22 protein-coding genes are annotated in these 22,342 nt (G+C 71.4%); 1 reads left to right on the top strand and 21 read right to left on the bottom strand.

All coding sequences use genetic code 11. The features are described from left to right. Positions 1–50: 50 nt before the first annotated feature. From metK to pyrR, 13 genes are all read right to left on the bottom strand, one after another. Complete coding sequence (gene metK, locus SNOUR_RS31805) at positions 51–1,259, bottom strand: methionine adenosyltransferase (RefSeq protein ID WP_067353890.1); 1,209 nt, start codon at positions 1,257–1,259, stop codon at positions 51–53. A gap of 286 nt (positions 1,260–1,545) precedes the next feature. Beyond that, entirely contained in the window at positions 1,546–2,763 is a 1,218-nt protein-coding gene (gene coaBC, locus SNOUR_RS31800; RefSeq protein ID WP_067353887.1) for a bifunctional phosphopantothenoylcysteine decarboxylase/phosphopantothenate--cysteine ligase CoaBC, read from the bottom strand. A 141-nt stretch (positions 2,764–2,904) separates the two neighbouring features. Then, positions 2,905–3,180, bottom strand: coding sequence for a DNA-directed RNA polymerase subunit omega (rpoZ, locus tag SNOUR_RS31795; protein ID WP_016572365.1), 276 nt, complete (start codon positions 3,178–3,180; stop codon positions 2,905–2,907). A gap of 79 nt (positions 3,181–3,259) precedes the next feature. Further along, a complete protein-coding gene (gmk, locus tag SNOUR_RS31790; protein ID WP_052287018.1) occupies positions 3,260–3,880 on the bottom strand; it encodes a guanylate kinase in 621 nt (206 codons plus the stop codon). A 38-nt stretch (positions 3,881–3,918) separates the two neighbouring features. Further along, complete coding sequence (locus SNOUR_RS31785) at positions 3,919–4,242, bottom strand: integration host factor (protein WP_016572363.1); 324 nt, start codon at positions 4,240–4,242, stop codon at positions 3,919–3,921. A 205-nt stretch (positions 4,243–4,447) separates the two neighbouring features. Then, a complete protein-coding gene (gene pyrF / locus SNOUR_RS31780) occupies positions 4,448–5,287 on the bottom strand; it encodes an orotidine-5'-phosphate decarboxylase (RefSeq protein WP_079143590.1) in 840 nt (279 codons plus the stop codon). 50 nt (positions 5,288–5,337) lie between these two features. Further along, the gene (locus tag SNOUR_RS31775) at positions 5,338–6,447 is read right to left on the bottom strand and encodes a quinone-dependent dihydroorotate dehydrogenase (RefSeq protein ID WP_067353883.1); all 1,110 of its coding nucleotides are present in this window, start codon (positions 6,445–6,447) and stop codon (positions 5,338–5,340) included. A gap of 81 nt (positions 6,448–6,528) precedes the next feature. Beyond that, entirely contained in the window at positions 6,529–9,840 is a 3,312-nt protein-coding gene (carB, locus tag SNOUR_RS31770) for a carbamoyl-phosphate synthase large subunit (protein WP_067353882.1), read from the bottom strand. Next, positions 9,833–11,008 (bottom strand): glutamine-hydrolyzing carbamoyl-phosphate synthase small subunit, encoded by a 1,176-nt coding sequence (gene carA, locus SNOUR_RS31765; RefSeq protein ID WP_067353879.1) that lies wholly within the window; start codon positions 11,006–11,008, stop codon positions 9,833–9,835. The genes carB and carA overlap by 8 nt, the downstream gene beginning before the upstream one ends. Then, positions 11,005–11,643: a PH-like domain-containing protein gene (locus SNOUR_RS31760; protein ID WP_067353878.1), complete on the bottom strand. Its 639-nt coding sequence runs from the start codon at positions 11,641–11,643 to the stop codon at positions 11,005–11,007. Before SNOUR_RS31760 ends, carA begins: the two co-directional genes overlap by 4 nt. After that, entirely contained in the window at positions 11,640–12,926 is a 1,287-nt protein-coding gene (locus SNOUR_RS31755) for a dihydroorotase (protein WP_067353865.1), read from the bottom strand. The genes SNOUR_RS31760 and SNOUR_RS31755 overlap by 4 nt, the downstream gene beginning before the upstream one ends. 5 nt (positions 12,927–12,931) lie before the next feature. Next, the gene (locus tag SNOUR_RS31750) at positions 12,932–13,909 is read right to left on the bottom strand and encodes an aspartate carbamoyltransferase catalytic subunit (RefSeq protein WP_067353862.1); all 978 of its coding nucleotides are present in this window, start codon (positions 13,907–13,909) and stop codon (positions 12,932–12,934) included. Positions 13,910–14,004: 95 nt separating this feature from the next. Next, a complete protein-coding gene (gene pyrR, locus SNOUR_RS31745; protein ID WP_039638028.1) occupies positions 14,005–14,643 on the bottom strand; it encodes a bifunctional pyr operon transcriptional regulator/uracil phosphoribosyltransferase PyrR in 639 nt (212 codons plus the stop codon). A 222-nt stretch (positions 14,644–14,865) separates the two neighbouring features. On the opposite strand from pyrR, the gene bldD reads away from it, so the two are divergent. Next, entirely contained in the window at positions 14,866–15,366 is a 501-nt protein-coding gene (bldD, locus tag SNOUR_RS31740) for a transcriptional regulator BldD (protein WP_018539834.1), read from the top strand. A gap of 215 nt (positions 15,367–15,581) precedes the next feature. Here the strand turns inward: bldD and nusB are convergent, their stop codons facing one another. The 8 genes from nusB to aroC all read right to left on the bottom strand — a co-directional run bounded on the left by nusB (position 15,582) and on the right by aroC (position 22,241). Continuing rightward, positions 15,582–16,019: a transcription antitermination factor NusB gene (gene nusB / locus SNOUR_RS31735; RefSeq protein ID WP_067353859.1), complete on the bottom strand. Its 438-nt coding sequence runs from the start codon at positions 16,017–16,019 to the stop codon at positions 15,582–15,584. A 2-nt stretch (positions 16,020–16,021) separates the two neighbouring features. Further along, the gene (efp, locus tag SNOUR_RS31730) at positions 16,022–16,588 is read right to left on the bottom strand and encodes an elongation factor P (RefSeq protein ID WP_067353856.1); all 567 of its coding nucleotides are present in this window, start codon (positions 16,586–16,588) and stop codon (positions 16,022–16,024) included. A gap of 66 nt (positions 16,589–16,654) precedes the next feature. Then, a complete protein-coding gene (locus tag SNOUR_RS31725) occupies positions 16,655–17,770 on the bottom strand; it encodes an aminopeptidase P family protein (protein ID WP_067353855.1) in 1,116 nt (371 codons plus the stop codon). 66 nt (positions 17,771–17,836) lie between these two features. Further along, a complete protein-coding gene (locus SNOUR_RS31720) occupies positions 17,837–18,751 on the bottom strand; it encodes a Pro-rich N-terminal domain-containing protein (protein ID WP_067353852.1) in 915 nt (304 codons plus the stop codon). 229 nt (positions 18,752–18,980) lie between these two features. Further along, on the bottom strand, positions 18,981–19,421 hold the full coding sequence (aroQ, locus tag SNOUR_RS31715) for a type II 3-dehydroquinate dehydratase (protein WP_067353851.1): 441 nt from the start codon (positions 19,419–19,421) through the stop codon (positions 18,981–18,983). Further along, on the bottom strand, positions 19,418–20,509 hold the full coding sequence (gene aroB, locus SNOUR_RS31710; RefSeq protein ID WP_067353849.1) for a 3-dehydroquinate synthase: 1,092 nt from the start codon (positions 20,507–20,509) through the stop codon (positions 19,418–19,420). The genes aroQ and aroB overlap by 4 nt, the downstream gene beginning before the upstream one ends. Further along, positions 20,506–21,060 (bottom strand): shikimate kinase, encoded by a 555-nt coding sequence (locus SNOUR_RS31705; RefSeq protein WP_067353847.1) that lies wholly within the window; start codon positions 21,058–21,060, stop codon positions 20,506–20,508. Before SNOUR_RS31705 ends, aroB begins: the two co-directional genes overlap by 4 nt. Next, complete coding sequence (gene aroC / locus SNOUR_RS31700) at positions 21,057–22,241, bottom strand: chorismate synthase (protein WP_067353846.1); 1,185 nt, start codon at positions 22,239–22,241, stop codon at positions 21,057–21,059. The genes SNOUR_RS31705 and aroC overlap by 4 nt, the downstream gene beginning before the upstream one ends. Positions 22,242–22,342 lie beyond the last annotated feature (101 nt).

The raw sequence follows: 22,342 nt of genomic DNA, 5'->3' as shown, positions 1-22,342 counted from the left end.
CCGACCAGCGGTCCGGGGCCCTCGGTGGTAGCCCTGGTGGTGCGGAGCCTTTACAGGCCCGCGGCCTTGCGGAGGGCCTCCACCCGGTCGGTGCGCTCCCAGGTGAAGTCCTCCAGCTCACGGCCGAAGTGGCCGTAGGCGGCGGTCTGGGAGTAGATCGGGCGGAGCAGGTCGAGGTCGCGGATGATCGCGGCCGGGCGGAGGTCGAAGACCTCGCCGATGGCCTGCTCGATCTTGTCGGTGTCGACCGCGTTGGTACCGAAGGTCTCGACGAAGAGACCGACCGGCTCGGCCTTGCCGATCGCGTAGGCGACCTGGACCTCGCAGCGCGAGGCGAGGCCGGCGGCGACCACGTTCTTGGCGACCCAGCGCATCGCGTACGCGGCCGAGCGGTCGACCTTGGACGGGTCCTTGCCGGAGAAGGCGCCGCCACCGTGGCGGGCCATGCCGCCGTAGGTGTCGATGATGATCTTGCGGCCGGTCAGGCCGGCGTCGCCCATCGGACCGCCGATCTCGAAGCGACCGGTCGGGTTGACCAGCAGGCGGTAGCCGTCGGTGTCCAGCTTGATGCCGTCCTCGACGAGCTCGTTGAGGACGTACTCGACGACGAACTCGCGGATGTCGGGCGCCAGCAGCGAGTCCAGGTCGATGTCGCTGGCGTGCTGGGAGGAGACCACCACGGTGTCGAGGCGGACGGCCTTGTTGCCGTCGTACTCGATGGTGACCTGGGTCTTGCCGTCAGGGCGGAGGTAGGGGATGGTCCCGTTCTTGCGGACCTCCGAGAGCCGGCGCGAGAGGCGGTGCGCCAGGTAGATCGGGAGCGGCATCAGCTCGGGGGTCTCGTCGCAGGCGAAACCGAACATCAGGCCCTGGTCGCCCGCGCCCTGGCGGTCCAGTTCGTCGTCGTCGCCCTCGACGCGGAACTCGTGGGCGGTGTCGACACCCTGGGCGATGTCCGGGGACTGCGCGCCGATGGACACCGACACGCCACAGGAGGCGCCGTCGAAGCCCTTCTTGGACGAGTCGTAGCCGATCTCCAGAATCTTGTTCCGGACAAGGTTGGGGATGTCGGCGTACGCCTTGGTCGTCACCTCGCCGGCCACGTGCACCAGGCCGGTGGTGATCAACGTCTCCACGGCGACCCGAGAAGTCGGGTCCTCCTTGAGGAGCGCGTCGAGAATCGTGTCGCTGATCTGGTCAGCGATCTTGTCGGGGTGGCCCTCGGTGACGGACTCCGAGGTGAACAGGCGGCGGGACACATCGCTCCCTGGGGTTGCAGCGGCTGCTGGCTGATCATTTAGCGGAACGGCCGAGAGCTGCGCTCGGCCGGATCCGCTGCCAGTTTATCGGTCGAATGTGGCGTCCGGGCAATCAGTCTCGATTTATGGAACCCCCGTGACCTGGGACACCACTGACTCACGGTAGTGACGATCACCTTGTGGATCGGTCGGGTCAAGGGGGCACACCGATTTTTGGTGGCCGAATAAGGATGCTCGCCGGCCCGCCACGGAGGTTCCGCGCGGGTCGGCGGCGTCAGGGGCGGGACTAGGCCAGTCGGGGGACGGCCAGGTCCCAGACGGTGTCCGCGAGGGCTTCTTTCGGACCGTACGGGACGGGGGTCTCGGTGCCGTCAGTGGCCAGGATCACGGCCTCGTTCTCGGCCGAGCCGAAGGTCTTGTGCTCACCGACCTCGTTGACGACCAGGAGGTCGCAGCCCTTGCGGGCGAGCTTGGCGCGGCCGTTGGCGAGCACGTCGTCGGTCTCGGCGGCGAAGCCGACGACCAGCTGGCCGGGGCGGGCCCGGTCGGCGGAGAGCTCCGCGAGGATGTCCGGATTCCGTACCAGGGCGACCGGTTCCGGCTCCTGGCCCTCCTGCTTCTTGATCTTGCCGGTGGCGTAGACCGCGGGGCGGAAGTCGGCGACCGCGGCGGCCATCACCACCGCGTCGGCGTCCGCGGCGGCCTTCAGCACGGCCTCGCGCAGCTGCCGGGCGGTGCCGATGCGGACCACGTCCACGCCGGCCGGATCGGGCAGCTCGGTGTTGCCGGCGACCAGGGTGACCCGGGCGCCGCGGGCCGCGGCGGTGCGGGCGAGGGCGTAGCCCTGCTTGCCGGAGGAGCGGTTGCCCAGGTAGCGCACCGGGTCCAGCGGCTCGCGGGTGCCGCCGGCGCTGACCACGACGTGGCGGCCGGCCAGGTCCTGCGGCAGGCCCCTGGTGCCACGGGCCAGCACCTGGCGACACAGCTCGAAGATCTCCACCGGGTCGGGGAAGCGGCCCTTGCCGGTGTCGACGCCGGTGAGCCGGCCCACCGCGGGCTCGATGACCAGCGCGCCGCGGCGCCGCAGCGTGGCGACGTTCTCCTGGGTGGCGGGGTTCTCCCACATCTCGGTGTGCATCGCGGGCGCGAAGACCACCGGGCAGCGGGCGGTGAGCAGGGTGTTGGTCAGCAGGTCGTCGGCGAGGCCGTGGGCGGCCTTGGCCAGCATGTCGGCGGTGGCCGGGGCGACCACGACGAGGTCGGCGGCCTGGCCGATGCGGACGTGCGGGACCTCGTGGACGGACTCCCAGACCTCGGTGGTGGCCGGGTTGCCGGACAGCGCCGACCAGGTGGCCTCCCCGACGAAGTGCAGCGCCGAGGCGGTCGGCACGACGCGCACGTCGTGACCGGACTCCGTGAGCCGGCGCAGCAGCTCGCACGCCTTGTAGGCGGCGATCCCACCGCTCACCCCCAGGACGACCCTGGGCCGCTCCCGCTTGTCCATCGTTTCCCCGCTCCCCGAGCCTAGGTCCGAACGCATGACCCTCAACCTATGCCCTCCCGGCACACCAAGGGCCCGGCAGGGGCACCCCCAACGTGGAGCTGGGGGGACCCGCCGGGCCCTTGGTGAGGGTTGCGGTGCCGCTTACTGGCCGACGGGACCCTCGATGGCCTCCGAGGTCAGCAGACCGGCGTTGATCTCGCGGAGCGCGATCGACAGCGGCTTCTCGTGCACGTGGGTGTCGACCAGCGGGCCGACGTACTCCAGCAGGCCCTCGCCGAGCTGGGAGTAGTACGCGTTGATCTGGCGCGCACGCTTGGCGGCGTAGATCACGAGGCTGTACTTCGAGTCGGTGGCCTCGAGCAGCTCATCAATGGGCGGGTTGATGATGCCCTCGGGTGCGGTGATGGAAGAGGACACTCTCTACCTTCCGAAAGGGGATGAAGCAGGTGATGGCGCGCAGGCGCCGAAATCCGTGGCGCCGCGATCGGGACCGGAGTCAGTCGCCGGTGGTCCGGTCTTCAGGGCGGCGCAGCATCAAGGCTAGCAGCTCACGGCTGACGTCCTCGACGGAGGTGTTGACGAGCGTCACGTCGAACTCCTTCTCCGCCGCGAGTTCGATCCGGGCTGCCTCCAGGCGCCGGTCGATGACCTCGGGCGCCTCCGTGCCGCGGCCGGTGAGCCGGCGGACCAGTTCCTCCCAGCTCGGCGGGGCCAGGAAGACCAGATTGGCGTCCGACATGGACTCACGCACCTGGCGGGCGCCCTGCAGGTCGATCTCCAGCAGGACCGGCTCGCCGGCCTCCAGCCGGTCCAGCACCGCCTTGCGCGGGGTGCCGTAGCGGTTGCCGGCGAACTCGGCCCATTCCAGCAGCTCACCGTTGGCGATGAGCTTGTCGAACTCCTCGTCCTCGACGAAGAAGTACTGGACGCCGTGACGCTCCCCCGGGCGCGGCCTACGGGTGGTGGCCGAAACCGAGAGCCAGATTTCCGGATGGACCTTGCGCAGATGCGCGACGACCGTGCTCTTGCCGACCCCCGAGGGGCCGGAGAGCACGGTCAGGCGCGGTTGTCTGGCCGGGGGTACGGGGGCGGACCCCCGGGAGACTGCTGAACTCATGCAGCGATTATTCCAGCTACCCGGCGGTGCCGAGAAACTCAGGAACCCGTGCTGCCGAACTCACGCTCCAGCGATGCGATCTGGTTGGACCCCAGACCGCGCACCCGGCGGCTCTCGGAGATGCCGAGTCGCTCCATGATCTGCTTCGCGCGGACCTTGCCCACGCCCGGCAGGGACTCCAGGAGGGCGGAGACCTTCATCTTGCCGATGACATCGTTTTTCTGGCCCTGCTGGATGACCTCGTGCAGGGAGGCCCCGGAGTGCTTGAGCCGATTCTTGACCTCGGCGCGCTCCCGGCGAGCCGCGGCGGCCTTTTCGAGCGCGGCAGCGCGCTGTTCAGGGGTAAGGGGCGGAAGAGCCACGCCTACGTCACCTCGGATGTCGAACTGTCGGATACGGACCGGTGTGGAACCTAGTCGCCCCGCAACAGCGGAGCAACGAGCAACGCGCTTACGTGCAGTGCTCTCGACGGAGACTAGCGGCCGATCGCGCTGGAGTCAGCGAGAACAGACGAAAAGTCCTGGTCAGACTCAGCTGACCAGGACATTTCGGGACCAAATAACCGCGTTATGCGACGGCCGCACGCACTTCGTCGGCGCAGCGGGCCGCCGCCGCGCGCAGTGCGCCGGTGTCCGGACCGTGCTTCAGCACTCCCCGGCTCACGCTCGGGACCACGTTGCGGACCGCCTTGCCGAAGACGGTGGGCAGGTCCGCGGGGGTGGCGCCCTGCGCCCCGATGCCGGGCGCCAGCAGCGGGCCGTTGATCGCCAGGTCGAAGGCGGAGAGATCGCCGAGGGTGGCGCCGACGACCGCGCCGAAGGACCCCAGGGGCTCGGCCCCGGCGTTCTCGGCGGCGAGGTGGCCGAGCATGGTCGCGGCGACGCTGCGGCCGTCCTCGCGGACCGCCCGCTGGACCTCCGCACCCTCCGGGTTGGAGGTCAGGCCGAGGACGAAGAGCCCGGCGCCGCTCTGCCGCGCCAGCTCCACGGCGGGCTGCAGGGAGCCGTAGCCGAGGTACGGGGAGACCGTGAGCGCGTCCGAGAACAGCGGCGAGTCCGGGCGCAGGAACGCCTCGGCGTAGGCGCTCATGGTGGAACCGATGTCGCCGCGCTTGGCGTCCATGAGGATGAGCGCGCCGCGGTCCCGGGCCTCCTCGACGGCGGTCTCCAGGACGGCGATGCCGCGCGAGCCGAACCGCTCGAAGAAGGCCGACTGCGGCTTGAAGACCGCGACGTGCTCGCCGAGCGCCTCCACCACGGTCCGGGTGAACCGGGCCAGGCCCGCGACGTCGTCGTTCAGGCCCCAGTCGGCCAGCAGCGAGGCGTGCGGGTCGATGCCGACGCACAGCGGGCCGCGCTCGTCCATGGCACGGCGGAGACGCGCGCCGAAGGGCGGAAGAGAATCCAGCCGCCCGGAGGGCGACGTTGAGGGGCGGTGGTCGGGCGAGGGGCTGGCTGTCATCCGGTCACCTTCTTGTGGTCGGCGCCGACCGCGTCGGCGAGGGTGGCGTACGGGCTGTTGCGCAGGCGCGCGGCCAGGCCCTTGTGGATCGCGCGGCACCAGAACGGGCCCTGGTAGATGAAGGCGCTGTAGCCCTGGACGAGGGTGGCGCCGGCGAGGATGCGCTGCCAGGCGTCCTCGGCGGTCTCGATGCCGCCGACGCCGATCAGGGTGATCCGGTCGCCGACCCGGGCGTAGAGGCGGCGCAGGACCTCCAGGGAGCGCTCCTTGAGGGGGGCGCCGGAGAGGCCGCCGGTCTCGGCGATCAGCTTCGGGTCGGAGGCCAGGCCCAGGCCCTCGCGGGCGATGGTGGTGTTGGTGGCGATGATGCCGTCCAGGCCCAGTTCCAGGGCGAGGTCGGCGACCGCGTCCACGTCCTCGTCCGCGAGGTCGGGGGCGATCTTGACCAGCAGCGGGACCCGGCGGTCGGTGACCGTGCGGTCGGCGGCCTCGCGGACCGCGGTGAGCAGCGGGCGCAGGTGGTCTGTGGCCTGGAGGTTGCGCAGCCCCGGCGTGTTCGGCGAGGAGACGTTGACGACCAGGTAGTCGGCGTGCCGGGCCAGGCGCTCGGTGGAGGTGACGTAGTCGCCGATCGCCTCGGACTCCGGCACGATCTTGGTCTTGCCGATGTTGACGCCGACGGTGGTCGGGAAGACCGGGTTGCGGGCGGCCAGGCGGGCCGCCACCGCCGCCGAGCCGTCGTTGTTGAACCCCATCCGGTTGATCAGCGCGCGGTCCGGCACCAGCCGGAACAGCCGCTTCTTGGGGTTGCCGGGCTGCGGCTGGGCGGTGACCGTGCCGATCTCGACGTGGTCGAAGCCGAGCATGGTCATGCCGTCGATGGCGACGGCGTTCTTGTCGAAGCCGGCGGCCAGGCCGAACGGGCCGTGCATCCGGCGGCCCAGGGCCTCGGTGCGCAGCTCCTTGTGGCGGGGGGCGAGGGCGGCCGCGACGAAGGTGCGCAGCACGGGGAGGCGGGCGGCCAGGCGGATCCAGCGGAAGGCCAGGTGGTGGGCCTTCTCGGGGTCCATGCGCTGGAAGACCAGCTGGAAGAACAGGCGGTACATGGTGAGGTCAGGGCCTTTGCGCGAGGGGTCGGGTGGGCTCATGAAGAGGGGGACACCGCTGCGGTGTCCCCCTCTGCCGGCCTACTCCTCGCGGGCCGCGGTCAGTTGCCGGGCGTGCTCCTGGAGGGAGCGCACCCCGACGTCGCCGCGGGACGTCGCCTCGATGCCCTGAACGGCGGCGGCCAGCGCCTGGACCGTGGTCAGGCACGGGATGCCGCGGGCCACGGAGGCGGTGCGGATGTCGTAGCCGTCGAGCCGGCCACCGGTCCCGTAGGGGGTGTTGACGATCAGGTCGACCTGGCCGTCGTGGATCAGCTGGACGATGGTCTTCTCGCCGTTGGGGCCCTGGCCCTCGGACTGCTTGCGCACCACGGTGGCCTTGATGCCGTTGCGGCGCAGCACCTCGGCGGTGCCGGAGGTGGCCAGCAGCTCGAAGCCGTGGGCGACCAGCTCGCGGGCGGGGAAGATCATCGAGCGCTTGTCGCGGTTGGCGACGGAGACGAACGCCCGGCCCTTGGTGGGCAGCGCGCCGTAGGCGCCGGCCTGCGACTTGGCGTACGCCGTGCCGAAGACCGAGTCGATGCCCATGACCTCGCCGGTGGAGCGCATCTCCGGGCCGAGGACGGTGTCCACGCCGCGGCCCGAGGCGTCCCGGAACCGCGACCAGGGCATGACCGCCTCCTTGACGGAGATCGGCGCGTCCATCGGCAGCGTGCCGCCGTCACCGGTGCTGGGCAGCATGCCCTCGGCCCGCAGCTCGGCGATGGTGGCGCCGAGCGAGATCCGGGCGGCCGCCTTGGCCAGCGGGACCGCGGTGGCCTTCGAGGTGAAGGGCACGGTGCGCGAGGCGCGCGGGTTGGCTTCGAGGACGTAGAGGATGTCCCCGGCCATGGCGAACTGGATGTTGATCAGTCCGCGGACGCCGACGCCCTTGGCGATGGCCTCGGTGGAGGCCCGCAGCCGCTTGATGTCGAAGCCGCCGAGGGTGATCGGGGGCAGCGCGCAGGCGGAGTCGCCGGAGTGGATGCCGGCCTCCTCGATGTGCTCCATGACGCCGCCGAGGTAGAGCTCGTGGCCGTCGTAGAGCGCGTCCACGTCGATCTCGATGGCGTCGTCGAGGAACCGGTCGATGAGGACCGGGTGCTGGTCGATCAGGCCGGCGTGCCGCTCCAGGTACTCGGCCAGCGAGGGCTCGTCGTAGACGATCTCCATGCCGCGGCCGCCGAGCACGTAGGAGGGACGGACCATGACCGGGTAGCCGATCTCGGCGGCGATGCCCTTGGCCTCGGCGAAGGAGAAGGCGGTGCCGTACTTGGGGGCCGGCAGCCCGGCCTCGGTCAGCACCCGGCCGAACGCGCCGCGCTCCTCGGCGAGGTCGATGGCCTCGGGCGAGGTGCCGACGATCGGCACGCCGTTGTCCTTGAGGGCCTGCGCCAGGCCGAGCGGGGTCTGCCCGCCGAGCTGGACGATCACGCCGGCGACCGGGCCCGCCTGGGACTCGGCGTGCACGATCTCCAGCACGTCCTCCAGGGTGAGCGGCTCGAAGTAGAGCCGGTCGGAGGTGTCGTAGTCGGTGGAGACGGTCTCCGGGTTGCAGTTGACCATCACGGTCTCGTAGCCGGCGTCGCTGAGCGCGAAGCTGGCGTGGACGCAGGAGTAGTCGAACTCGATGCCCTGGCCGATGCGGTTGGGGCCGGAGCCGAGGATGATCACCGCGGGCTTCTCGCGGGCGGCGACCTCGGTCTCCTCGTCGTAGGACGAGTAGAAGTACGGGGTCCGCGCCGCGAACTCGGCCGCGCAGGTGTCGACCGTCTTGTAGACCGGGCGGATGCCCAGCGCGTGCCGGACCTCGCGGACGACGTCCTCGCGCAGGTCGCGGATGGCCGCGATCTGGGCGTCCGAGAAGCCGTGGCGCTTTGCTTCCGCAAGGATTTCCGGTTCGAGCTTGTCGGCGGCCGCGATCTCGTCCGCGACCTCCTTGATCAGGAAGAGCTGGTCGACGAACCACGGGTCGATCTTGGTGGCGTCGAAGACCTCCTGCGGGGTGGCGCCGGCCCGGATCGCCGCCATGACCGTGTTGATCCGGCCGTCGGTCGGGACCTGGGCCCGCTCCAGCAGTTCGGCCTTGTCGCCCGGCTCGCCGGTGAAGGCGAACTGGCTGCCCTTCTTCTCCAGCGAGCGCAGCGCCTTGTTGAGCGCCTCGGTGAAGTTGCGCCCGATGGCCATCGCCTCGCCGACCGACTTCATGGTGGTGGTGAGGGTGGCGTCGGCGGCCGGGAACTTCTCGAAGGCGAACCGCGGCACCTTGACCACGACGTAGTCGAGGGTGGGCTCGAACGACGCCGGGGTCTCCCGGGTGATGTCGTTGGGGATCTCGTCCAGGGTGTAGCCGACGGCCAGCTTCGCGGCGATCTTCGCGATCGGGAAGCCGGTGGCCTTGGAGGCGAGGGCGGACGAGCGCGAGACCCGCGGGTTCATCTCGATGACGATCACGCGACCGTCCTCGGGGTTCACCGCGAACTGGATGTTGCAGCCGCCGGTGTCGACGCCGACCTCGCGGATGATCGCGATGCCGACGTCCCGCAGGATCTGGTACTCGCGGTCGGTGAGCGTCATCGCCGGCGCGACGGTGATCGAGTCGCCGGTGTGCACGCCCATCGGGTCGAAGTTCTCGATGGAGCAGACGACCACGACGTTGTCGTGCTTGTCGCGCATCAGCTCCAGCTCGTACTCCTTCCAGCCGAGGATGGACTCCTCCAGGAGCACCTCGGTGGTCGGGGAGAGCGTCAGGCCCTGGCCGGCGATCCGGCGCAGCTCCTCCTCGTCGTGCGCGAAGCCGGAGCCGGCGCCGCCCATGGTGAAGGACGGGCGGACGACGACCGGGTAGCCGCCGAGCTCCTCGACACCCGCCAGGACGTCGTCCATGGAGTGGCAGATGACCGAGCGGGCGGACTCGCCGTGGCCGATCTTGCGGTTGACCTCCTCGACGACCTCCTTGAACAGGTCGCGGTCCTCGCCCTTGTGGATCGCCTCGACATTGGCGCCGATCAGCTCGACGCCGTACTTGTCGAGGACGCCGGACCCGTGCAGCGAGATCGCGGTGTTCAGGGCCGTCTGCCCACCGAGGGTGGGCAGGAGCGCGTCGGGGCGCTCCTTGGCGATGATCTTCTCGACGAACTCCGGGGTGATCGGCTCGACGTACGTGGCGTCGGCGATCTCCGGGTCGGTCATGATCGTGGCCGGGTTGGAGTTGACCAGGACGACGCGCAGGCCCTCGGACTTGAGGACCCGGCATGCCTGGGTGCCGGAGTAGTCGAACTCGGCGGCCTGACCGATGACGATCGGGCCGGAGCCGATGACCAGGACGGACTGGATATCGGTGCGCTTAGGCACGCTGGCCCTCCATCAGAGAAACGCTGTGCTGATTGTTGTCTCGCATGAGCTCGACGAACCGGTCGAAGAGGTACGCGGCGTCGTGCGGGCCGGCGGCCGCCTCGGGGTGGTACTGCACGCTGAAGGCCGGCTGGTCCAGGAGCTGGAGCCCCTCCACCACGTTGTCATTGAGGCAGACGTGGGAGACCTCGGCGCGGCCGAAGGGGGTGTCGGAAACCTTGTCGAGCGGCGCGTCCACGGCGAACCCGTGGTTGTGCGCGGTGATCTCGACCTTGCCGGTCGTGCGGTCCTGCACCGGCTGGTTGATGCCGCGGTGCCCGTACTTGAGCTTGTACGTGCCGAAGCCCAGCGCCCGGCCCAGGATCTGGTTGCCGAAGCAGATGCCGAACAGCGGCGTCTTCCGGGAGAGCACCTCGCGCATCACGGCGACCGGGTGGTCGGCGGTGGCCGGGTCGCCCGGCCCGTTGGAGAAGAACACGCCGTCGGGGTCGACCGCGTAGACGTCCTCGGCGGTGGCGGTGGCCGGCAGGACGTGCACCTCGATGCCGCGCTCGGCCATCCGGTGCGGGGTCATGCCCTTGATGCCGAGGTCGACCGCGGCGACGGTGAACTTCTTCTCACCGATCGCCGGCACGACGTACGGCTCCTTGGTGGCGACCTGCGCGGAGAGGTCGGCGCCCTGCATCTCGGGCTGCTGGCGCACCTCGGCGAGCATCGTGCCCTCGTCGGGCAGCGCGTTGCCGGAGAAGATGCCGACCCGCATCGCGCCGCGCTCGCGCAGGTGGCGGGTGAGCGCGCGGGTGTCGATACCGCAGATGCCGACGACGCCCTGGTGGCGCAGCTCCTCGTCGAGGGAGCGGCGGGAGCGCCAGTTGGACGGGACCCGGGCGGGGTCGCGGACGACGTAGCCGGAGACCCAGATCCGCGCGGACTCGGGGTCCTCGTCGTTCACGCCGGTGTTGCCGACGTGCGGGGAGGTCATGACGACGACCTGGCGGTGGTACGAGGGGTCGGTCAGCGTCTCCTGGTAGCCGGTCATGCCGGTGGAGAACACCGCCTCGCCGAAGGTCTCCCCCACGGCCCCGTAGGCACGGCCGCGGAAGGTGCGGCCGTCCTCCAGGACGAGTACGGCGGGGATTTTGCCGGTCCCCTTGGTGGAGGTCGTCATCGTGCGCCTTCCGTTTCGGTGTGCTCGGTGGTGTGCTCGGTGCTGCTGAGCTGGTTGATGGCCTCGACCCAGGCGGGGTGTTCGCCGGCCCGGTCGGAGCGGAAGCCGGAGTCGATCTGCTTGCCGCCGTGCTCCCAGGTGACGACCAGCAGGCCGCCCTCGGGGAGGACCTTGCCGGCGATCCCCTTGTCGAGACGGGCACCGCGCAGGGCGGCGGCCGGTACGAAGAAGTCGGTGGCGCCGGGCCGCACGACGTCCAGGCCCTGTTCGGTCAGGGTCAGTTCGGCCTTGCTGCGGGTGCCCAGGTCACGGGCGACGATCCGGTCGAGCCACTGCCCGGCGGTGGTCGAGCCGTGGTAGCGGCCGCTGAGGGTCAGCCGGGCCTCGCCCGCGTCGGCGGTTTCAGGCAGCGGCGGCTCGCCGCCGCCGGCCAGGGCGGTGGGGGGCGACGGGCGGGACGGCAGCTCGGGCAGATCGCCCTGGAGGGTGCCGCGCCACTTCCAGCCCTGGCGCATCAGCCAGTAGACGAAGACGACGAAGACCAGCAGACCGACCACCCATGCGATGCGTCCGGCCCAGTCGGTGACCGGGGCGGAGTGCGGCGCCGCGGCCAAGTGGATGAGTGAAGGAGTCACGCCAGCTTCCCGTCGACGAGCGTTTTACGGCCCCGCAGGAAGGTGTGGGTGACGCGTCCCGGCAGCTCACGGCCCTCGTAGGGGGTGTTGCGGCTGCGGGAGGCGAAACCGGCGGGGTCCACCTCTCCACGGTAAGCGGAATCGACCAGCGTGAGGTTGGCGGGCTCGCCGGCCGCGACGGGGCGCCCGTGGCCGGCCAGCTGCCCGATCCGGGCCGGGGTGGCGGACATCCGGTCGGCGACGCCGGCCCAGTCCAGCAGCCCGGTCTCGACCATGGTGTGCTGGACGACCGACAGCGCGGTCTCCAGGCCCACCATGCCCATCGCCGCCGCGGCCCACTCGCAGTCCTTGTCCTCGTGCGGGTGCGGGGCGTGGTCGGTGGCGACGATGTCGATGGTGCCGTCGGCGAGGGCCTCGCGCAGCGCCAGCACGTCGCGCTCGGTGCGCAGCGGCGGGTTGACCTTGTAGACCGGGTTGTAGCTGCGCACCAGCTCGTCGGTGAGGAGCAGGTGGTGCGGGGTGACCTCGGCGGTCACGTCGATGCCGCGGGACTTGGCCCAGCGGACGATCTCCACGCTGCCGGCGGTCGAGAGGTGGCAGATGTGGACCCGGGAGCCGACGTGCTCGGCGAGCAGCACGTCCCGGGCGATGATCGACTCCTCGGCGACGGCCGGCCAGCCGCCCAGCCCCAGTTCGGCCGAGACGACGCCCTCGTTCATCTGGGCGCCCTCGGTCAGCCGCGGCTCCTGGGCGTGCTGGGCGACGACACCGCCGAACGCCTTCACGTACTCCAGGGCGCGCCGCATGATCACCGCGTCGTCGACGCACTTGCCGTCGTCGGAGAAGACCGTGACGCCGGCCGCGGACTCGTGCATCGCACCCAGCTCGGCGAGCTTCTTGCCCGCCAGGCCGACGGTGACCGCACCGATGGGCTGCACGTCGCAGTAGCCGGACTCCTTGCCCAGCCGGTAGACCTGCTCGACGACGCCGGCGGTGTCGGCGACCGGGAAGGTGTTGGCCATGGCGAACACCGCGGTGTAGCCGCCGCTGGCCGCGGCCCGGGTACCGGTCAGGACGGTCTCGGAGTCCTCCCGGCCGGGCTCGCGCAGATGGGTGTGCAGGTCGACCAGGCCCGGCAGCAGGACCTTGCCGTCGGCCTCGACGACCTCGGCGCCCTCGGCGGACAGGCCGGCGCCGACCGCCTCGATGAACTCCCCGTCGATCAGGACGTCCTGCGGCGCACCACCGAGCACCTTCGCACCGCGGATCAGGATCTTGCTCATGGGTCTTACTTCTCCTCGGTACGGGGGTTGGTGAGGGCGGGCTCGTTGCCGCCGAGCAGCAGGTAGAGGACGGCCATCCGGATGGAGACGCCGTTGGCGACCTGTTCGACGACCGTGCAGCGGTCGGAGTCGGCGACCTCGGCGGTGATCTCCATGCCGCGGACCATCGGGCCGGGGTGCATCACGATGGCGTGCTCGGGCATCCGCGCCATCCGGTCGCCGTCCAGGCCGTAGCGGCGCGAGTACTCGCGCTCGGTCGGGAAGAAGGCGGCGTTCATCCGCTCGCGCTGCACCCGCAGCATCATCACGGCGTCGGACTTGGGCAGCACGCTGTCGAGGTCGTAGGAGACCTCGCACGGCCAGGTCTCGACGCCGACCGGCACCAGGGTGGGCGGCGCGACGAGGGTGACCTCGGCGCCGAGGGTGTGCAGCAGGGCGACGTTGGAGCGGGCGACGCGGCTGTGCAGGACGTCGCCGACGAGGGTGATGCGCTTCCCGGCGAGGTCCTGACCGAGCCCGGCGTCCGGGCCGACGAGCCGGCGCCGCATGGTGAAGGCGTCCAGCAGGGCCTGGGTGGGGTGCTGGTGGGTGCCGTCACCGGCGTTGATCACGGGGGCGTCGATCCAGCCGGAGGTGGCCAGCCGGTAGGGGGCGCCGGAGGCGCTGTGCCGGATGACGACGGCGTCGACGCCCATCGCCTCCAGGGTCTGGGCGGTGTCCTTGAGCGACTCGCCCTTGGAGACGCTGGAACCCTTGGCGGCGAAGTTGATGACGTCCGCGGAGAGCCGCTTCTCGGCGGCCTCGAAGGAGATCCGGGTCCGGGTCGAGTCCTCGAAGAAGAGGTTGCAGACGGTGCGTCCGCGCAGGGCGGGGAGCTTCTTGATCGGCCGGTCGGCGACCCGGGCCATTTCCTCGGCGGTGTCGAGGATCAGCACGGCGTCGTCCCGCGTGAGATCGGCGGCCGAGATGAGGTGACGCTTCATCCGGTTCTCTCCGGGTGTGAGGGAGGTGTACGGGAATGTCCGTCGAGCAGGCATGGGTGCGGGCCCGGGGTCACCGGGGTCCGTACGCGCGTGCGCTAGCGCTCGTCGGCCGGGACGGTCTGCTCGGCCGCCGAGGACGCGGCGTCGGAGCCGGGGCGGGACGGAGCGGAGCGCAGGCCGAGCAGCACGGCGTCGCGGCCGTCCTCCTCGGTGAGCTGGACCTTGACCGCCTCCCGCAGCGACGTGGGGAGGTTCTTGCCCACGTAGTCGGCGCGGATCGGCAGCTCTCGGTGGCCGCGGTCGACCAGGACAGCCAGCTGCACGGCACGCGGGCGCCCGATGTCACCCAGGGCGTCCAGGGCGGCGCGGATGGTGCGCCCGGAGAACAGGACGTCGTCGACGAGGAGGACCAGCCGGCCCTCGATGCCGTCGGTGGGGATCTCCGTGCGGGCCAGCGTGCGGGCCGGGCCCAGGCGGAGGTCGTCGCGGTACATCGTGATGTCGAGCGAGCCGACCGGAATGGCGCGACCGGTGATCTCCTCGAGCTTGGCGGCCAGCCGCCGGGCGAGGAATACGCCGCGGGTGGGGATTCCCAGCAGCACCACATCGTCCGCGCCCTTGGCGCGCTCGACGATTTCGTGGGCAATACGGGTCAGCATCCGCGCGATGTCGGGGCCTTCGAGCACCGGCCGGGCGGGAGCTTGCGTGCGCGAGTCGGAACTGCGTGCGTCCATACGAAACGGACCTCCTTCTCCGCCTCACGGGACGGACTTTAAAGGACGTCGGAATTACGGGGTTCAGGCTATCAGGAGGCCCTCGGGGACCCGTACGCCCCCCTGACGGGTGATGGTCTGCCCCATTCGGCTTGACGAAGTCAGATTACGCTGCGTAACCTCACAGTGAGTTACCAGCCACGCGGCGGAGCCGCATGTCGATACAGCCGTCTGGGGAGCTTTATGTCCAGCGAATACGCTAAACAGCTCGGGGCCAAGCTCCGCGCCATCCGTACCCAGCAGGGCCTCTCTCTCCATGGCGTCGAGGAGAAGTCCCAGGGCCGGTGGAAGGCCGTGGTCGTGGGGTCGTACGAGCGCGGCGACCGTGCCGTGACCGTCCAGCGCCTCGCGGAGCTCGCGGACTTCTACGGCGTGCCGGTGCAGGAACTGCTGCCGGGCACGACGCCGGGCGGCGCCGCAGAGCCGCCGCCGAAGCTCGTGCTGGACCTGGAGCGCCTGGCCCACGTACCGCAGGAGAAGGCCGGCCCGCTCCAGCGCTATGCCGCCACCATCCAGAGCCAGCGCGGGGACTACAACGGCAAGGTCCTCTCGATCCGCCAGGACGACCTGCGCACCCTCGCGGTGATCTACGACCAGTCGCCTTCGGTGCTCACCGAGCAGCTGATCAGCTGGGGCGTACTGGACGCGGATGCCCGCCGGGCCGTGCAGCACGAGGAGATCTGACCGGTCTCGCCCCTTCGCTTCACCAGCAGAAACGTACCGCCGCTCCGGGCTGCCCGGGGCGGCGGTCGGCGTATCCGGGGCTGCCACGGCCCCCAGGCGCTCGGATACGGACACGGGGCGCGAGGCGCAGACGAACGGGCCCGGAGCGATGTCGTATCGCTCCGGGCCCGTTCGGTGCCTCGGGTCTCGAGCCGATCAGCGGCCGTACGACCGGATCAGCGCGTCTCCTCGCGGCGCAGCCCCGGCTTCAGCTCCTTGAGCCGGGCCAGCAGGCCGTTGACGAAGGACGGCGAGTCGTCCGTGGAGAACTCCTTGGCCAGCTGCACGGCCTCGTCGATCGCCACCGCGTCCGGCGTGCCGTCCACCCACAACAGCTCGTAGGCCCCGAGCCGCAGGATGGAGCGGTCGGCCGCCGGCATCCGGTCCAGGTCCCAGTCGACCGAGTAGGTGGAGATCAGCTCGTCGATGCGGGCGATGTGGTCCGCGTACCCCTCGACGAGTTCCAGGGTGTACTCGTGCACCGGCGGCTGCCGGGGGTCGGTCCGGGCATGGCGCATCCAGTCCGCGAGCACGGACTGCACATCGGCACCGCGCTGGTCGGCCTCGAAGAGGATCTGGAAGGCGCGCTTACGGGCCTTGGTGCGGGCAGCCACGGTTAGCTGTTCACCCGGCCGAGGTAGTCGCCGGTACGGGTGTCGACCTTGATCTTCTCACCGGTGGTGATGAAGAGCGGGACCTGGATCTCGTAGCCGGTCTCCAGCGTGGCGGGCTTGGTGCCACCGGTGGAGCGGTCGCCCTGGAGGCCCGGCTCGGTCTCCTTGATGAGCAGCTCGACGGCGGCCGGCAGCTCGACGTAGAGAACCTGGCCCTCGTTCTGCGCGACGACGGCCTCGAAGCCCTCGAGCAGGAAGTTGGCGGCGTCACCGACGGTCTTGCGGTCGATGTGCAGCTGGTCGTAGGTGTCCATGTCCATGAAGACGAAGTAGTCGCCGTCCATGTACGAGAACTGCATGCCGCGCTTGTCGACGGTCGCCGTCTCGACCTTGGTGCCGGCGTTGAAGGTCTTGTCCACCACCTTGCCGGAGAGCACGTGCTTGAGCTTGGTACGGACGAAGGCCGGGCCCTTACCGGGCTTGACGTGCTGGAACTCGACGACGGACCAGAGCTGGCCGCCTTCGAGCTTGAGCACCATGCCGTTCTTGAGGTCGTTCGTGGAAGCCACGGTTGCGGAATCTCCTGGACTACAGGTGGTGGATACCGAGGAACCGCCCGCAGCGAGCCCGGTGGCTCACAGGGCGAGCAGCTCCTTGGTCGTGATCGTGAGTAGCTCGGGTCCGCCGTCCGCCTCGGGGCGGACGACGAGGGTGTCGTCGATCCGGACACCCCCACGGCCCGGGATGTGGACCCCTGGCTCGACGGTGACCGGCACGCAAGCGTCCAGTTTACCCATGGCGCCGGGTGACAACTGAGGGTCCTCGTCGATTTCGAGTCCGACACCATGCCCGGTCCACGGTCCGAGGCCGTCGCCGTGGCCCGCCGTCTCCAGGATATGACGGGTCACCCGGTCCACCTCGTGGCACTCCACGCCCGGTGCCAGCGCCTCCCGACCGGCCTTCTGGGCGGCGAAGACCAGGTCGTACAGCTCGATCTGCCAGTCCGCCGGGGTGGTGCCGATGACGAAGGTCCGGCCGATCTCGCAGCGGTAGCCGCGGTAGTTCGCGCCCAGCCCGACGGTCAGGAAATCGCCCTCCTCGACGCGCCGGTCGGTGGGCAGGTGCCCGGCACGCCCGGAGTTCGGGCCGGTGGCGACGGAGGTGGAGAAGGCCGGGCCGTCCGCGCCGTGGTCGACCAGGCGGCGCTCCAGTTCGAGCGCGAGGTGCCGCTCGGTGCGGCCGACCAGGATCGACTCCAGGAGTTCGCCCAGCGCCTGGTCGCTGATCTCGGCGGCGATCCGCAGGCAGGCGATCTCGTCGTCGTCCTTCACCAGCCGCTGCGCCTCGACGGCGCAGGCCAGGTCGGCGAGCCGCATCCGTGGGGCGACCTGGGACAGCGCCCGGTGGCGGGTGACGGTGAGGTGGTGCTCCTCGACGGCCAGGACCTCCGCGCCCGCCTTGGCGGCCAGGCCGGCGGCGGCCACGACGGGGTCGGTGTCGCGGGCGGGCAGCACCGTGACCCGCACGTCGTCGGCGGGCCGCCCCTCGGTGGGGTCGCCGGTCAGCGGACGGCAGCAGACCAGCACATCGCCGCCGGGGCCGCCGGGGCCGAGCAGCAGGGCGGCGCCGGGTGGGGTGCAGCCGGTGAGGTAGCGGACGTTGGCGGGGCGGGAGATCAGGGCGGCGGTACTCCCGGTTGCGGCGCAGCGGTCGCGCAGCTGCGCGCGTCGGACTGCGTACAACTCGGACATATCGCCAGCGTACGACCGGTCTCCCCGGGCGGCCGTTCGAGACGGCCGCCCGGGGGACGGGACCGGCTACCAGCTGGGCGGGCTGGCGAGGCTGCGGGCGACGACCTCGTCGAGGGCCCGCACGGTGGTGGCGACGTCGTGCTGGGAGTTGTCGACGATCGGCAGACCGGAGCCGTACCAGCCGGCCATCCGGCCGTGGATCCGGGCCACTTCCTCGTCGGAGAGGCGGCGGTTGCCGGAGCGTCGGGCGTTGCGCTCCAGGACGACCTCCAGGCCCGGGAGCAGCACGATCGGCAGCAGGCCGGGGCCGACGTGGCGTTTCCAGCCGCCGAGGCCGACCACCGGGCGGTCCGGAAAGACCGCGTCGTCGAGGATGCAGGAGATGCCGTTGGCGAGGAAGTTGCGGGCGGCGAAGCCGCAGGTGCGGCGGGCGAGCCGGTACTGCGCCTCGGAGTTGTCGTTCCAGCCGGACTGCGGGTCCGCGAAACCGGCCCGGACCCATTCCCGGACGTCGTCCAGGCTGATGTGCGCGGTCGGCACCCGCCGGGTGTCGGCCCAGTGCCGGGCGACGCTGGTCTTGCCGGCGCCGGCCGGGCCGATCAGCAGCACCGCGACGGCGGCGTGCGCGGCGTCCGGGGTGGCGTTGCTGGGCACCGGGACGAGGGCGCCGGGGGGCAGCTGGACGTGGCCGGTGATGTCCCCGCTGTGCTGGGCGGGCGGGTTCGGGTGCGGCGCGGCGGGCGGGTTCGGGTGCGGCGCGGCGGGCGGGGCCTGGTGGGGTGCGGGGGCGGGCCAGCCGCCCTGGCCCGGGGCGGCGGGCGCCGGCGGCGCGGGAGGGGGCGGCGGGACCGCGGGGGCGTGCGGCGCGCCGGGCGGGTGGGGCTGGCCGGGGTGCGGCGTCCAGTTCATGCTCATGCCGGCGCCTTGGGTGTGAAGCGGGCCGCGGGGCGGTGGCAGCGGAGCCCCCACTGCGTACTGCATCCGGTGGCTCTCCGTCTCGTGCGGTCGACGTGGTGCGGGGCGGCGCACCGGGCGGGGTGGCCCGGTGCGCCGTGACGACAACTGCGGGGCGGGTACGGGTCGTTGCCGTCCCACCGCCGGGTGGCGCTGCGGTGAACCGTACTCCCCCGGCGGCTGCCGGAAGGTGTCCCTACCCCCGGCGTCCGTCGAATGAACGGCCGGGGGGACGGGTGTGTGGCCGACGCGCCGGTCAGGCGTCCAGTTCCTCGGCGAGGGCGCGCAGCGCGAGGCGGTACGAGCCGATGCCGAAGCCGGCGACGGTGCCGCTGGCGACGGCCGCGATGACCGAGGTGTGGCGGAACTCCTCGCGGGCGTACGGGTTGGAGATGTGCACCTCGATCAGCGGGGCGGTCCGCTGGGCCGCCGCGTCCCGCATCGCGTACGAGTAGTGCGTGAAGGCACCGGGGTTGATCACGACCGGGAGGGAGCCGTCGGCCGCCTCGTGCAGCCAGCGGACCAGCTCGCCCTCGTCGTTGGTCTCCCGGACCTCGGTCTCCAGGCCCAGCTCCTTGCCGAGCCGGGCGCACTCGGCGACCAGCCCGGCATAGGAGGTGGCGCCGTAGACGTCGGGCTCACGGGAGCCCAGCCGGCCGAGGTTGGGACCGTTGAGGACCAGCACCCGGCGGCTCATGAGGCGATCTCCGCGTGCGCGGCGAGCAGCATCGCCGGGTCCGGGCTCTCCAGGACGACCGGCTTGGCCAGACCGTCCAGGACGATGAAGCGGAGCCGGTCGCCGCGGGACTTCTTGTCGACCTTCATGGTCTCCAGCAGCTTGGGCCACTGGTCGCCGCGGTAGCTCAGCGGCAGCCCGACGGAGGCCAGGACGGCGCGGTGCCGGTCGGCGGTGGCGTCGTCCAACCGGCCGGCGATCCGGCCGAGTTCGGCGGCGAAGACCATGCCGACGGAGACCGCGGCGCCGTGCCGCCAGTTGTAGCGCTCGTTCTTCTCGATGGCGTGGGCCAGGGTGTGGCCGTAGTTGAGGATCTCCCGCAGACCGGACTCCTTGAGGTCGGCGGAGACCACCTCGGCCTTGACCCGGATGGCCCGCTCGATCAGCTCGGCGGTGTGCGGGCCGTCGGGGCGCTTGGCGCCCTCCGGGTCCGCCTCGATCAGGTCGAGGATCACCGGGTCGGCGATGAAGCCGGCCTTGATGACCTCGGCCAGCCCGGAGACGTAGTCGTGGACCGGGAGGCTGTCGAGCGCGGCCAGGTCGCACAGCACCCCGGCCGGCGGGTGGAAGGCGCCGACGAGGTTCTTGCCCTCGGCGGTGTTGATGCCGGTCTTGCCGCCGACCGCGGCGTCCACCATGCCCAGGACGGTGGTCGGGACGGCGATCCAGCGCACTCCGCGCAGCCAGGTCGCGGCGACGAAGCCGGCGAGGTCGGTGGTGGCGCCGCCGCCCACGCCGACGATCACGTCGGTGCGGGTGAATCCGGTCTGGCCGAGCGCCTTCCAGCAGTACGCGGCGACCTCGGCGGTCTTGGCCTCCTCGGCGTTCGGCAGCTGGATGGCGATCGCCTCGTAGCCCTGGCCGGCCAGGTCCTCGCGCAGCGCCTCGCCGGTGGCGGCCAGCGCCTCGGGGTGCAGCACGGCGACGCGCTTGGCGGCGGTGCCGATCAGGCCGGGGAGTTCGCCCAGCAGCTGCCGCCCGACGAGGACCTCGTACGGATCGGTGCCGGCGGTACCGCCGACCTGGATGCGGGTGGCGTGCTCCGTCATGCCTGTTCCTCCCTGCCGGCGGGGCGCGCGTGCTCCGCGGCCGGCCGTAGCTCCAAAGCGTCCACGATCGCGTCGGCGACGGCCGCGGGGGGGCGGTCCCCGGTGGCGATCACGGCCCGCGCGACCTCGGTGTAGAGCGGGCGGCGCCGCTCCATCAGCTCGCGCCACTGCTTGCGCGGGTTGACCGCGAGCAGCGGACGGGGCGCGTCCAGCCCCACCCGCTTGACGGCGTCGGCGAGTTCGACGTCCAGGAAGACCACCGGCAGGCCGGTCAGCAGCTTCCGGGTGCCGTCGTCCATGATCGCGCCGCCGCCGAGCGACAGCACGCCGGGGTGGGTGTCGAGGGCGGTGCGGACCGCCTCCCGCTCCAGCTCGCGGAAGTGCCCCTCGCCGTCCTCGATGAAGATCTCGGCGATCGGCTTGCCGGCGGTGACGACGATGTCGGCGTCGGTGTCGCGGTAGCCGACGCCGAGCCGCTCGGCCAGCAGCGCGCCCACGGTGGACTTGCCGGCCCCGGGCGGGCCGACCAGCACGACGACGGGCGCGGTCACTTGATCGCCAGGTTGTCGAGGAAGCTGCGGACGTTGCGGTGGGTCTCCGGCACGCTGTCGCCGCCGAACTTCTCCACCACCGCGTCGGCCAGCACCAGCGCCACCATCGCCTCGGCGACGATGCCGGCGGCCGGGACCGCGCAGACGTCGGAGCGCTGGTGGTGCGCCTTGGTGGCCTCGCCGGTGGTGACGTCGATCGTCGCCAGCGCCCGCGGCACGGTCGCGATCGGCTTCATCGCGGCCCGGACGCGCAGGAGTTCACCGGTGGTCAGGCCGCCCTCGGTGCCGCCGGAGCGGCCGGAGGCGCGCTTGATGCCCTCGTCGGTGGCGACGATCTCGTCGTGCGCCTTGGAGCCGGGCACCCGCGCCAGGTCGAAGCCGTCGCCGACCTCGACGCCCTTGATGGCCTGGATGCCCATGAGGGCGGCGGCCAGCCGGGCGTCCAGCCGGCGGTCCCAGTGGACGTGCGAGCCGAGGCCGACCGGCACGCCGTAGGCCAGCACCTCGACGACGCCGCCGAGCGTGTCGCCGTCCTTGTGGGCCTGGTCGATCTCGGCGACCATCGCCTTCGACGCGTCGGCGTCCAGGCAGCGCACCGGGTCGGCGTCCAGCTTCTCGACGTCGGCGGGCGTGGGGTAGACGCCGTAGGGGGCCTTGGCCGAGGCCAGCTCGACGACGTGCGAGACGATCTCGATGCCGGCCGTCTCCTTCAGGAAGGAGCGGGCGACGGTGCCCAGGGCGACCCGGGCGGCGGTCTCGCGGGCGGAGGCGCGCTCCAGGATCGGGCGGGCCTCGTCGAAGCCGTACTTCTGCATGCCGGCGAGGTCGGCGTGGCCGGGGCGGGGCCGGGTCAGCGGGGCGTTGCGGGCCAGCGTGGCCAGCTCCGCCTCGTCCACCGGGTCGGCGGCCATGACCTGCTCCCACTTGGGCCACTCGGTGTTGCCGACCATGATCGCCACCGGGGAGCCCAGCGTCCGGCCGTGCCGCACGCCGCCGAGGAAGGTGACCTCGTCCTGCTCGAACTTCATCCGGGCACCGCGGCCATAGCCGAGCCGGCGGCGGGCCAGGGCGTCCGCCACCATCTCCGTGGTGATCGGCACGCCGGCGGGAAGGCCCTCCAGCGTCGCCACGAGTGCGGGGCCGTGCGACTCCCCCGCCGTCAGCCAGCGCAACCTGCTCAACGGTGCTCCTCAGTACTGCTCATATGCTGCTCATCCGCGTACGGTCTCCTCCGATCCTCCCACGTCGCACCGGTCGCGTGGCGCGCCGTCCAGGGTGCGGA

Source organism: Streptomyces noursei ATCC 11455 (assembly GCF_001704275.1).
Lineage (GTDB): Bacteria > Actinomycetota > Actinomycetes > Streptomycetales > Streptomycetaceae > Streptomyces > Streptomyces noursei.
Note: the sequence above shows the minus strand (reverse complement) of the source record. Positions and strands in the feature narration are given on the sequence as shown.

Coding starts and splice junctions, on each gene's coding strand:
- coaBC (WP_067353887.1), bottom strand. CDS start 2,763: ATGGACAAGCGGGAGCGGCCCAGGGTCGTCCTGGGGGTGAGCGGTGGG.
- gmk (WP_052287018.1), bottom strand. CDS start 3,880: ATGAGTTCAGCAGTCTCCCGGGGGTCCGCCCCCGTACCCCCGGCCAGA.
- SNOUR_RS31775 (WP_067353883.1), bottom strand. CDS start 6,447: ATGTACCGCCTGTTCTTCCAGCTGGTCTTCCAGCGCATGGACCCCGAG.
- carA (WP_067353879.1), bottom strand. CDS start 11,008: ATGACGACCTCCACCAAGGGGACCGGCAAAATCCCCGCCGTACTCGTC.
- SNOUR_RS31755 (WP_067353865.1), bottom strand. CDS start 12,926: ATGAGCAAGATCCTGATCCGCGGTGCGAAGGTGCTCGGTGGTGCGCCG.
- SNOUR_RS31750 (WP_067353862.1), bottom strand. CDS start 13,909: ATGAAGCGTCACCTCATCTCGGCCGCCGATCTCACGCGGGACGACGCC.
- pyrR (WP_039638028.1), bottom strand. CDS start 14,643: ATGGACGCACGCAGTTCCGACTCGCGCACGCAAGCTCCCGCCCGGCCG.
- bldD (WP_018539834.1), top strand. CDS start 14,866: ATGTCCAGCGAATACGCTAAACAGCTCGGGGCCAAGCTCCGCGCCATC.
- SNOUR_RS31725 (WP_067353855.1), bottom strand. CDS start 17,770: ATGTCCGAGTTGTACGCAGTCCGACGCGCGCAGCTGCGCGACCGCTGC.
- SNOUR_RS31720 (WP_067353852.1), bottom strand. CDS start 18,751: ATGCAGTACGCAGTGGGGGCTCCGCTGCCACCGCCCCGCGGCCCGCTT.
- aroQ (WP_067353851.1), bottom strand. CDS start 19,421: ATGAGCCGCCGGGTGCTGGTCCTCAACGGTCCCAACCTCGGCCGGCTG.
- aroB (WP_067353849.1), bottom strand. CDS start 20,509: ATGACGGAGCACGCCACCCGCATCCAGGTCGGCGGTACCGCCGGCACC.